The organism is Streptomyces sp. Ag109_O5-1, from assembly GCF_003814875.1.
Classification (GTDB): Bacteria; Actinomycetota; Actinomycetes; order Streptomycetales; family Streptomycetaceae; genus Streptomyces; species Streptomyces sasae.
In genome coordinates, this window is the sequence record NZ_RKQF01000001.1 from 4,522,315 (window position 1) to 4,533,378 (window position 11,064).

The 11,064-nt window shown below is 76.3% G+C and carries 9 protein-coding genes; all 9 read right to left on the reverse strand.

Annotation, left to right across the window (positions count from 1 at the left end; genetic code table 11):
* Nucleotides 1-21: 21 nt before the first annotated feature.
* The 9 genes from EDD90_RS20465 to EDD90_RS20505 all read right to left on the reverse strand — a co-directional run bounded on the left by EDD90_RS20465 (nucleotide 22) and on the right by EDD90_RS20505 (nucleotide 10,561).
* Entirely contained in the window at nucleotides 22-2,139 is a 2,118-nt protein-coding gene (locus tag EDD90_RS20465) for a hypothetical protein (RefSeq protein WP_123974414.1), read from the reverse strand.
* Entirely contained in the window at nucleotides 2,136-4,622 is a 2,487-nt protein-coding gene (locus EDD90_RS20470) for a putative baseplate assembly protein (RefSeq protein WP_123974415.1), read from the reverse strand. The genes EDD90_RS20465 and EDD90_RS20470 overlap by 4 nt, the downstream gene beginning before the upstream one ends.
* Nucleotides 4,619-7,108: a putative baseplate assembly protein gene (locus EDD90_RS58600; protein ID WP_123974416.1), complete on the reverse strand. Its 2,490-nt coding sequence runs from the start codon at nucleotides 7,106-7,108 to the stop codon at nucleotides 4,619-4,621. Before EDD90_RS58600 ends, EDD90_RS20470 begins: the two co-directional genes overlap by 4 nt.
* Nucleotide 7,109: 1 nt before the next feature.
* Nucleotides 7,110-7,466, reverse strand: a complete 357-nt coding sequence (locus EDD90_RS20480) for a GPW/gp25 family protein (RefSeq protein ID WP_123974417.1) — start codon at nucleotides 7,464-7,466, stop codon at nucleotides 7,110-7,112.
* A 3-nt stretch (nucleotides 7,467-7,469) separates the two neighbouring features.
* Nucleotides 7,470-7,796, reverse strand: coding sequence for a hypothetical protein (locus EDD90_RS20485; RefSeq protein ID WP_123974418.1), 327 nt, complete (start codon nucleotides 7,794-7,796; stop codon nucleotides 7,470-7,472).
* The gene (locus EDD90_RS20490) at nucleotides 7,796-8,293 is read right to left on the reverse strand and encodes a phage baseplate assembly protein V (RefSeq protein ID WP_123974419.1); all 498 of its coding nucleotides are present in this window, start codon (nucleotides 8,291-8,293) and stop codon (nucleotides 7,796-7,798) included. Before EDD90_RS20490 ends, EDD90_RS20485 begins: the two co-directional genes overlap by 1 nt.
* Nucleotides 8,294-8,371: 78 nt before the next feature.
* A complete protein-coding gene (locus EDD90_RS20495) occupies nucleotides 8,372-9,529 on the reverse strand; it encodes a hypothetical protein (protein WP_123974420.1) in 1,158 nt (385 codons plus the stop codon).
* Nucleotides 9,530-9,566: 37 nt separating this feature from the next.
* Nucleotides 9,567-9,875, reverse strand: a complete 309-nt coding sequence (locus EDD90_RS20500; RefSeq protein ID WP_123974421.1) for a LysM domain-containing protein — start codon at nucleotides 9,873-9,875, stop codon at nucleotides 9,567-9,569.
* Complete coding sequence (locus tag EDD90_RS20505; protein ID WP_221305116.1) at nucleotides 9,872-10,561, reverse strand: hypothetical protein; 690 nt, start codon at nucleotides 10,559-10,561, stop codon at nucleotides 9,872-9,874. The genes EDD90_RS20500 and EDD90_RS20505 overlap by 4 nt, the downstream gene beginning before the upstream one ends.
* Nucleotides 10,562-11,064 lie beyond the last annotated feature (503 nt).

Genomic DNA, 11,064 nt, shown 5'->3' on the forward strand with positions numbered 1-11,064 from the left:
GTGTGAGCCCGCTCGTTCCGCTCAGTCCGCAAGGAAGACACCCGCCTCCAGGCCGAACCGCAGGTGGTCGTCGAGGCGGCCGGCCAGGTCGGCCAGCCGCCTCGGTTGCCGCACGAAGCGGTACGCGCCCATCTCCGCGCCGTTCTCCGCGCCCTCGGCGATCTCCGCGGGGCAGTGTGCGGCGAGCCGCCCGAAGCCGGGCGCGGCCGGGTCGAGGGTGTCGAAGGCCGGGGCGACCCGGCCGGCCGCCGCGTCGTCGGCGGGCTGGCAGCGGTAGCGGCGCGGCACGCGGGAGTCCGGTGGCGCGTAGCTGAACCGCAGGTAGCCCTGCTGGCGCCAGACGACCTCGGCGCGGTCGCGCAGGATGCTGTCACTGACCGTCAGGCTGCGGGCGGTGATGCGGCCCAGGACGGTGCTCGCCTCGATCCCGACGTCCGCCGGCTGCGCGTCGAGGGCGAGCCCGTCGGCGCGGGGACCGAGGATGCTGTCGGCCAGATCCAGCCTGGGGACGTCGTTCAGCCGGACTCCGGCGCAGACGGTGCGCAGCAGCCGTACGGCCAGCCGCGGATTGGCCTCGGCCGAGATCAGACCGCCGTCGGGGAGGGCGGCGGCGCGGTCGCCCGCCAGGGTGCAGCCGGACACCACGAGGCTGTCGAGGTTCCCGGGCGCGACGGTGATCCGGCCTTCGACCGACAGACCGTCCAGGACCAGCTGGGACGGCTGCGCCACCTGGCCGCCGGGGGCCGCCGCCTCGATGGTGCCGGTCAGATGCGGCCGCAGGCCGAAGGCGCCCAGGGCGGCGGGGCGTCCGGCGGCGGCCAGGACGATCAGCCGGCTGCCCGGCGGGATCAGGATGCGCCGGGGGCCGGTGAGGTCCTCGTCGTAGGTGGCGCTGTCCTGGACGGCGATGACGCCGACCTGTCCGGGGCGCGGGTCGGGACGCTCGTTCCAGGCGGTGACGGCGGCGCCGAGGGTGGTGACGGTGGGCACGGACGGGTCGCCGGAACCGGCGGGGTCGCGGCTCACGGCGATCTGCCAGTCGGGCGCGTCGGGCCAGGGGGTGCCGCCGGCGGCGAGGGCGGTCGCCAGGGTGGCCCGGCGGTCGTACGGCCCGGCGCCGAGGTTGCCCGGGGAGCCGTAGGAGTAGGCGACGCGCACCCGCTCCGGCGCGATGCCGGGTGGCAGGGTGAGCCGGCCGAGTGCCGGGTCGACGGCGACCTGCGGGGCCGCGCCGTCGGACGGTGCGGGCGGGCGGTCCCAGCCGGTGAGGTCGGCGCAGATCAGCCGGGCCGGCTCGACCGGGCCGTCGGGCAGCGTGACCGTCAGCAGCGGGTCGGGTCCGTCGAGCAGGGTGGACGGGGATCCGGCGCGGAGCGCCGTCAGTTCCTGATGCAGCCTCAGGCGGCGCAGCGGGGCCGGGGCGTCGGTCTCCTCGGCGGGGGCCGCGGCCGAACGGGGGCGGCTGAACAGCGGCAGGTCGCGCCCGGCCGGGTCGAACGTCCAGCGGCCGGCCGCCGCGTCCACCGCCCGGGCGTCCACGCCGGTGCAGGGATGGGCGGCGAGCCGCCACAGGTGCAGGCCGACCACGCCGATGTTGTACCGGCCGCGTCGGCGGTCGGCGTGGCGGACGTCCACGGTGCGGGAGGTCCGGTCGAAGGGGGTGCCGATGAGGGCCAGCCGGGCGGTGTCCCGCAGGTCGGGGGTGCGGGTGTCGCCGGGGCGCGGATGGTTGACGTTCTGGGTGGTGCCCAGCAGCCGGAAGTACTCCACGACCCGGACCGGCCAGCCGGTGATGTCGCGGGCGGCATCCTGCAGCTCGCCGGGGGTGCCCTTGCGCCGCCGGTCGGCGAGGGTGTGGGCGACCAGGGCACGGCGCGGGACCGCGCCGCCGGGGCCGCCGGTGAGGTCTCCCGGCCCTCCCCGCCCCAGCAGGTCGGCGAGGTAGGGCAGCACCCATGCGGCGCAGGTCTCGACGAACCAGTTGTCGTAGAGCCCGTCGATGTCCTCGCGCAGGCGCAGCAGTTCCTCCTCGACCACCTCCAGCAGGGACCGCAGGGGGTGGCCGAGTTCGGCGTCGCGGCTGCGGTGGACCTCGGGCAGCAGCCGGTAGACGGGGCGGTCGGGGTCGGCGGGGGTCACGGCACCAGCTCCGTCACGGTGATCCGGCCGGGGTCGGCCAGCAGCAGCTCGGCGGTGAGCACCCCGGTCCGCCCGAGGCGGGCAGGGCGCGCGACGAGCACCTCGGCGACGGCGCCACTGTCGGGGGCATCGACGTCGGGGGCATCCACGAGGTGCAGCGCGCGTACGGTGGCGGCCAGCACGCCGGGCACCTGCTGGACCAGGGTGAGCACGCCGGAGGCGGGCACGGGCCGGGCGAAGTCGCCCCGGTCGAAGGAGTAGGCCGTGCGCAGCGCCTCCTGCACCGCGTCGGCGACCTGCCGCCACTCCCGGTCGGGGGCGGCCAGGACGGCGACGGTGACGGCGAAGGACAGCGGCCGGTAGGTGTCCAGGCCGAGCCGGCCGGGTGGCCGTCCGGCCGCGTCCAGCGCGGCGCGCAGGGCGGCGAGCGTGTCCGCGGGCACGTCCGCCCCGCCGGGGCCGGCCACGGTGAGGTGCACGAAGGGGCGGCGCGCGCCCGGCAGGGCCGTGGCCGTGGCCTTGGCGATGCCGGCGAAGGTGCGGGCGAAGTCCTGGTGGTCGCCGAGGGAGACGACCCGGTCGAAGGTGCGCACCGACAGCGGCGCGGCGGTCCTGCCGTCGTCCAGCCCTTCGGGGGCGGCGCCGCCGGTGGCGGGCACGGGGTTCGTCACGTCCCGGATGCCCAGCGGCCGGACCGGGAGCAGGGAGAGCGCCCCGGCGGCCACGTTGCCCGCGGGGCCGGTGCCGCTGCGGTAGTCGGCCCGGACGTTGTCCTGCCCGGACGGCAGGCGGGCGCCGCGCTCGCCGTCGCCGAACAGTACGCCGGCAGAACCGTCGTCGCCGATCCTGACCACGTACCCGCGGTCGTGGGGGCCCAGCTCGTACAGCGAGGCGGCCTCGGTCCACTCGACGTCGTCGACCCGGACGCTCAGCGAGTCGCGCACCCCGCCGGGCACCGCCGCGGTGGTGTGGGTGAGGTCCCCCCGCAGCAGGGTGAAGCCCTGGTTGCCCCTCGCGCCGTCGCCGCTGCCGAGCACCTCGTCGGTGACGCTCTCCCCGGCGGTGGCGGCGACGACGTTGCCCAACACCCGTACCGAGGCCGGATCGAGCGGCAGCGCGAGCGGCTCGGCGAGGGTGAGCCGGGTGCCGTCGGCGGTGACGGCGCTGTCGGCGACGGCCACGGGCTGGGTGGTGGACCGGCCGTCCGGGGTGCTGCCGGTCACCATCACGGTGCTGCCGCGGGTCAGTACCAGCGGCCGCTCCAGCAGCAGGCCGGTCCCGGTCACCGGTGCGGTGACCGGCTCCTCGGCCAGCCGGAGGGGCTCGCTTCGGGCGTCGACCGTCGTGGTGCGGCGGTCGAAGGGAGCGATCGGGCCGGAGCCGCGCAGCCGCAGCCGGGTGGTGGTGGCGGTCAGGCCGAAGTCGGCGGCGGCGGAGAGGTCCGCCGTCACGACCTCGTACAGCTCCACCAGGCCCGGGGCGCGCAGCACCAGCCAGGAGCCGGGCAGCACCTCGGGGTAGGGCGCGTCGAGTTCGAGGACCGGCCCGACGCCGTCGGCGGGGTCGGCGAGCGCGAACCCGGGCCACTGGGCGGGCAGTGGGGTCGCATCACCGCCGTCCGCCGGGCCGGGGGGCGCGTAGTTGCGCCGGACGGTGTCGGGCATGATCCGCCAGTCCGGGGCGTTGTGGCCGAAGACCGCCGCCCGCTGCCGGAACGCGTACACCTCCACCGGCGCGGGATCGCCCGTGGCGGACGGGTCGGTCAGGTCCAGCGGCTCGTCCCAGCGGACCAGGGTGGTCGCCGGGCTCCCGGAGGCGTCGGCGGGGTGCGGCTCGACCTCGGTCAGCACCCGCAGTTGCCACGGCTGCTGGCCGTCCGGGCGGCGGACCAGCAGCGGGTCGCCGGGGCGCAGGCCGGTGGTGACCCCGTCGAGCAGCACCTGGGCGGCGCCGGTGGTGATCCGCTGTGTGCGGCTCAGGCGCAGTCGCAGCGCGTTGCGCTCGGCGCGGGCGGTCAGCTCCTCGGCCGTTTCGAAGGTCTGGGGCAGTTCGCCCTGGCCAGGGATGCTCTGTACCCGGGTGCCGGCCGGGACGACGGCCTGGGCGCCGGGATCGACGACGTCCTCGACGGTGAAGGACAGCCAGGTGGCGGCCGCGACACCGGGAGCGAGTTCGTAGCCGATCGCCCGGGCGAGTTCGAGAACCGACCGGCGCTCGGTGGCAGTGCGCAGATAGCCCTCGCTCGCGATCCGCTCCTGGTAGAAGGTGACGATGTCGGCCACCGTGGCCCACGCGTCCAGCAGGGCGACCGCGGGGTCGTCCGTGTCCTGCCGGGTCAGGGCGGGCAGCCGCAGGCGCAGGGCGGTCAGGGCGCGGTCCAGCACCTCGGCGTGCGTGCCGGCGCGGTGGGACAGGCCGGTGCGGACCGCCGGGCCGGCGGACGGCCCGGCGGCGGCGGGCGCCGCGGTGTCGTCGGGGTTCACGCGCCGCCCTCCGTCAGGAAGTCGATCCGTCCGTGCTCCGGCCGGCTGGGGTCGTTCATGCAGCGGGCGACCTCCTGGCGGCCCATGGCGATCAGCCCGGCCGCCCGCTCGCCCGCGGCCGGCCGTCCCCAGCGCCGGAAGCGGTTGGGGCTGGGCGGGGTGTCGTCGGTGTCGATCCAGAGCACGCCGGGGACGGCCGAGGCGGCCGCGACCATGTGGCTGAGATAGACCGGCCGGCCGAAGGCGAGGTTCGCGGGGTGGAAGAAGCCGGGGGTGCCGTCGGCCCGCAGCCCGGCGCTGAACACCTCCAGCAGGTCCCGTCGCACGTCACTGCCCAGATGTCCGGGCGCGACGTGCACCGTCAGGACGATGTCCAGCGACACCGGCACGACCGCGGTCACCCGTACGTCCCCGCCGGCCATCCGGTAGCCCTCCAGGTACGCGGCGGCCTGGGCCCGGAACGCGCGGTCCGCCGGCAGGCCGTCGGCGCGCTCCACGGTGACCGTCTCGGTGTACCAGGAGCCGGTCCAGCGACGGGCGGCGACCGCCTGCCGCACCTGCGCCAGACGGCCCGTCACCTCGGCGTAGTCGGCGTCGGTGACGGCCCGCTGCCGGACCCGGAAGGCTTGCGGCGCCCATTGCCTGACCTGCTCGACCGGTTCCGGGTCGGTGCCGCCCGCGGCCGGCAGCGGGTTGCCGACGCGGACGCCGGTGACCGGCATGGACAGCCGGGTGAGGGTGTCGCGGCCCACGTTGCCCGCCGTGCCGCCGCCGGTCCGGTAGGCGGCGGTGAAGGCCGTCCCCGGGACGGGGGCGCGGCCGCCGTCCCCGTCGCCGAAACGCAGGAAGGCCCGTCCGTCGTCCTCGGTCTCCACGACGCACTGCGCGGCGTACGGGCCCGCGTCCAGCAGGTCGCGCACCGCGGTCCAGGGGCCCGTCCCGTCGTGCAGCGCGTCCAGCGCGGGCAACGCCAGTGCCGGGTCCACGGCGAGCGCCTCGGCGGCCGGCCGGCCGAGCGCCCGCCGGTGGTCGTACGGTACGGCGTGGGCGAGCCCGGGGCGCGCGAGCCGGGGCCGGTAGCGGCCGCGCACCGGGACCTCGGCCGGAACCAGCGGCTCGGGGCCGACGAGGGTGCCGTGCTCGGCCAGCACGACGTTGGCCCGGGCCACCGTGGCCCCCACGGTGCCGGAGTCACCGTCCGGGAACCGCCACAGCCGCAGCGGGAACGGCGGCGCGTCCTGCCGGTCCCAGCTCACCCGCACCAGCTCGGTGCCGGTCAGCGGGTCGGTGTCCGCGACCGGGTCCGCGTCCAGGCGCACCGCCCGGCGCCGGACCGGGTCGGCCGTCCCGGCGCTCCCGTCGTCGCCGCGCACCTCCTGCAGGACCAGCACGTCACCGGCGGTCAGGCCGAGCCCGGAAGGGGTGCCGACCAGGGTCGCCCGGGTGGCGCCGGCCGGCAGCCAGGCGCGCTCCTCGCCCCAGGCGTACAGGTCGACGGCGTTGCGGGCGGTGCGGGCGGTCAGCGGGTGCAGGGTGCGGAAGACGGCGTCGGTGCCGCCGTCCGCCGCGCCGGCCTCCGTGCCGGCCGGGAACGCGGTGCCGTCCGCGCCCGGGTCGGCGTCCAGGGCGAGCCAGACCCGGGCGGCGGCCCCGTCGTGCATCGGGTAGTCCAGCAGCCGGGCGTGGCGGCGCACCGACACCCGGCGGCGTGCGGTGCCCAGGTAGGCCTCGGTGGCCACGGCGTCCTGGGCGTAGGCGAGTTGGTCACCGAGGTAGGCGAGGATCTCCATGACCGTGATGCCGAGGTCGGCCGGGCTGCGGTCGCTCCAGCCGGGCAGCAGCAGTGACAGCCGGTCCAGCAGCAGCCGGCGCAGCCCGGCGTAGTCGCGGCTGAGGTAGTCGGCGGCCGGCACGGGCGCGGGCACCGCCGGGAGGGTGCGCGGCGGCCGCGGGTCGAGGTCGGCCAGGCAGTCCACCTTGAAGGTGAACGGCACTTGGGAAAGCCGCGGGTCGAAGCCGTACCGCTGCGGGTCGGCGAGCACCAGGGCGTACGGGGAGAAGTCGCCGGAGGAGCCGGTGCGCACCACCAGCAGCCGGTCGGGGTCGGGCAGCGCCGCGAAGGCCGCCACGTCGCCGGCCGTGACCCGGCCCGGGTCCGCGGGCCCGTCCGGACCGGTGGTCTGGGCGGCGGCGAGGCCGTTCGCGGGCAGCGCCCACACCACCGGCACCGGGTTGAGCGTCCGGTCCCCGCGGACGCCGCCCACGACGGTGAGCGAGCCGGCGTCGAGACCGGCCGGCACCGGGCGCAGGCAGCGCACCAGCAGGGTCCGCTGGGGCGGCACCTGCGGCGGATGCCCGTCGTCCACCTCCAGGCCCTCGAACGCGTTGAGCCTGCCGTCCGCGCGGACCGCCGCGAGCCGCAGCGCCGTCGCGTCGCCGGACCCGCCGGAGGTGTCGTACACCGGGGTGGCCATGTCGGACGCCATGTCAGGCCGCCCGGGTGATGACGGCGGTGACGGGGGCGGGCGCGCTGCGGGTGCGGTACTGCACGGTGACCCGGACGGTGCCGTCGTCGGCGACGACGTCGACGGCCTGCACCGCGATCTCGGCTCCCAGCCACTGCTGCAGCGCCGCCTGCACCAGCGCCCGGGTGGCCGTGGCCAGTTCCCCGGAGGCGGGTTGGAACAGCAGCTGCCGCAGGCCGCTGCCGAAACCCGGCCGGTTGACGCGTTCGCCGGGCGCGGTGAACAGCACCTGCTCGATCAGCCCGCGGACGTACTCCTCGCCGTCGGCGCCCGCGGTGCGGCCGCGGTGGTCGACGCGGAAGGGAAAGCCGATGTGCACCGGTCACACCCCCCGCACCCGGCGCTGGACGGCCACCTGCACGGTCAGCGGGGTGCCGGTGGGCGTGCACACCGACGGGCTGTCGGACAGCACCACCGGCACGCCCCCGGCCCGCACCCGGGTCGCGGCACCGGCCCACTGCGCGCTGACGCACGGCCCGGTGCCCGGCTGCGCGGGCAGCGGGCAGCCGAGGACGGTGTACTTGTCGGTGGCGACGGTCACCAGGAACCCGCCGACCTTGACACGGGTATCGGGCGGGGCTGCCGGCGTCGCCTTGCCGGTGTGCGCGCAGGCCACGGTGGCACCGGCGTGCAGCAGGTAACCGGGCATCAGACGACCTCCAGGGCGCCGTCGTTGACCGACACCGAGGCCGGGGTCAGCTTCACGCTGGAACGGCCGTTGGACAGCTCGATGCCAGCGGCGGTCAGGGCCAGCCGCAGCTCCGCGGGCACCAGCGGCGGGGAGACCACGACGGTCAGCCCGCCGGAGCCGGACAGGTCGTCCACGGTCACGGTCACCCCGTCGGTGCGGAACACCTTCTTCTGCGCGAGCGCCGGTGTGACGGGCAGCTGGCCCGTGCTCCAGAAGCAGCCCGCCCAGATCGGGTAGTCCGGATCGCCGCCCTCGAACTCCACCCACACGTCGGCGCCCACCGGGGGCAGCGCGAACAGCCCCACCCCGGGCCCGGCGTAGGGCACGCAGGGCATCGCCCAGACCCTGATGCCGTCCCCCAGGACGGCCGGGCAGCCGACCTGCACCCGGCCGAGCTGTCTGGGGTCGGCGTTGTCGGCCACCTTCCCCCGGTACTTGCCGTAGAAGCGGCTCATCACGCACCCTCCCGCGTTCGGCCGGCGGCCCTGCCGCCGTGGATCATGGCCCGCTTCCGGATCGTCGCGGTCACCGCCTCACCGCCCCGCCCCGGACTTCGGCGGCAGCAGCGGCACGGTGCTCCCGGTGCCCTCGCGGGACAGCGTGAACTGCTGGGTGTGCCGGCCGCGTGCGATGGCGTGGGTGACCTGCCGCACGTAGTACAGCCCGTCGTGCTCCCACCCCGCCCCGCGTACGCCCACCAGGCCGCCCGCGGTGAGCAGCGTCCCGTAGCGCAGGGTGTCCAGCGTCCCGGTGGCCACCAGCGCGTCGTTGGACGCCTCGGCCGTGCCCTGGGCACGGGCGGCCGCCTGCACCGCGCCCGGTCCGCTCTCGCGGAAGGCCACGGTGCGCACGTTCGGCCGGTTCACCGCCCAGTCGGGCGAGGCGGCCAGCGGTGGCCGCAGACTGCCGGCCCCGCGCACCGGCAGCACGGTGTCGCTGAGCGGGTCGAGGACGGACCCGGAGACCTGGACCGGGGCCAGCGGGTCGCTCCGGAAGGTGATCTGCTGCACGTTGGCGGCCGGACCGCGGCCGACCGACAGGGCGGGGGCCGGGGGCCCGACGCGCCTGGGCGGCCCCCAGTAGGCGGTGTTGACCAGCGGTGCCGGACCCGGGGTGACGTAGAAGACGTAGCCGAACCGCCGGGCCGTCGCGGTCAGGTACGCCAGGTCGGTGCCCTGCTGCACCGGGATCCGGTCGATCGGCAGCGGCGGGTCGACCACCGGTGGCGGGATCACCTTGGGCACCAGGCCGTACCGGGGGTAGCCGAGGATGAGCCGGGTCGCGATGGCCGCCTCGTCCTGGGCGGGGTAGGCGGCCGACTTCTCCTCCAGGTCCATCATCACGCTGACGTCCTCGCCGGTGACCGTGAGCCGGGTCGAGCCCGGGACCGTACCCGGCGTCAGCTCGCGGTGGGTGATGACTCCGTCCATCAGGACCAGTGGCCGGCCGCCCGTCGTGACGATCAGGACCACGCGGTCGAACGCCCGCAGCCGGCCGCCGCTCAGCTGCGGGAAGTCGACCAGGCCGGTACCGCGGTCCCGTCCGGCGCCCAGCACCAGCTGGAAACCGGACCGGGTATCGGCGGAGGACGTCACCTGGACCTCCTCGATGCACCGCACCAGTTGCGCGGGAGCGGGAACGGGCACCGACGGCCCGAGAAGCACGGTCAGCCTCGTACTGCCCGACAACATGCCCGGCCCTCCCCTCGTGCCCGCCGCGGCCCGCGGATCACGGCTGCGGAAAGGGGACGCGGACGGTCCCGCCGATCCGGTCGTCGGCGGTGAGCTCGTCCGGGTGGATGACCAGGGCGGCGTCGCACACCCGCCAGAACAGCGTGGGATCGCCGAGGTACGCGGCCGCCACCAGGTCCGGCCGGTCGCCGCGGGCCACGGTGTGCAGCGTGAGCGTCTGAGAGCCGCCGGGCGGTGGCAGGAACCTGCGGCGCAGACAGCGCACCTCGCGGGTGCCGCCGGTGGGGTCGGGAACCTGGGCCGTCGCGATCTCGGTGGTGGCGTAGCGGCTCGCGGGATCGATCACCGTGCCGCTCCTGCGGTGCTGACGCCGGCCGCCAGGGCTCCCAGCCGCAGGGGCGCCGAGACGCTGCCGAGCACGGCCAGCGCCTCCTTCGCGACCTGATGGACGAGAAACAGGTGGTACCCCGGGTCGGTGGCCGGCAGATCGCTGTAGGACAGCACCCGCAGCTCCAGGTCCACGCGGGCACGCAGCGGGGTCAGATCGGCGTCGTAGGCCTGCTCCGCGATCGAGAAGCCGCTCAGCCGCACCGGCAGCACCCGGCCGGGGCCCCAGACGAACAGCGTCAGCGGCGCCTGCTGCGGCACCAGCTCGATCGTGCCCAGCAGTTCGAGCGCGTCGTTCGCGAGAACGGCCGCGTTCTTCGGGTACAGCATCATCTCCAGGGCCGAGAGCTGCGGGTACACGCCCAGCAGCGCGGCCGCCGGATCCTCCGCGGCCGCCCGGTCGTTGGCGTCCAGCTCCACGGCGAGCGAGATCGTCTCGATCGGTGCGCCGTCCAGCCGCAGCGCCTCGTCGCGGGCCCCGCCGTTCGTGTCGACGTCCGTCCCGGCGGCCGATCGCGCCCGCAGCCGACGGGTCATCTCCTCCGGGTTGTACTGGAACACCACCGTGGAGGCCACGGGATTGCTCTCGTCCACCGCGACCAGTGCGCCCCGCAGGGCTCGCGGGGCATCCGTCACACCAGTCACCGGCACCCTCCTCCCCCCACCACTGCTGATCCGCATACGGCGATGGTGAACGGCCCCCGTCACTCCGGCGTCACAGCACCGTCACGCCCCTCGCCGGCAGCCCCCGGGCCCGGCGTCGCCACGGCAACCCGCGCGGAACCTGCCGACGCGGCCGGCCCCGGCCTGCCGGGCGGGCTCGGCCTTGTACGAGAAGCAGCCCGAGCGGGCGCCGACGCGAGGACGCCCACCCCGGACCGTCCCGGTGACACCGCGCGGGCCCGCTTGAGGTCCCCGAACGCCTCGCCGAGAGCGCCCTGACAGAGATCGCCCACCCGCTCCGCAATGACTACGGCCCCTGAGGGGGCACGGCGAGCACAGACCCTCGGCCCAGCGCGGGAGGCATCCGTCCGCCACCCGCCACCCGCCACCCGCCACCCGCCACCCGCCACCCGCCACCCGCCACCCGCCACCCGCAGGTGAACCACAGATGGCTTTGCGCGGTACGGGAGTTGTCCGAATGCGCA

What these genes read in the sequence shown, in the direction of transcription:
- EDD90_RS20485 (WP_123974418.1), bottom strand. Translation starts at nt 7,796, where the DNA reads ATGCCCGGTTACCTGCTGCACGCCGGTGCCACCGTGGCCTGCGCGCAC.
- EDD90_RS20495 (WP_123974420.1), bottom strand. Translation starts at nt 9,529, where the DNA reads ATGTTGTCGGGCAGTACGAGGCTGACCGTGCTTCTCGGGCCGTCGGTG.
- EDD90_RS58600 (WP_123974416.1), bottom strand. Translation starts at nt 7,108, where the DNA reads ATGGCGTCCGACATGGCCACCCCGGTGTACGACACCTCCGGCGGGTCC.
- EDD90_RS20490 (WP_123974419.1), bottom strand. Translation starts at nt 8,293, where the DNA reads ATGAGCCGCTTCTACGGCAAGTACCGGGGGAAGGTGGCCGACAACGCC.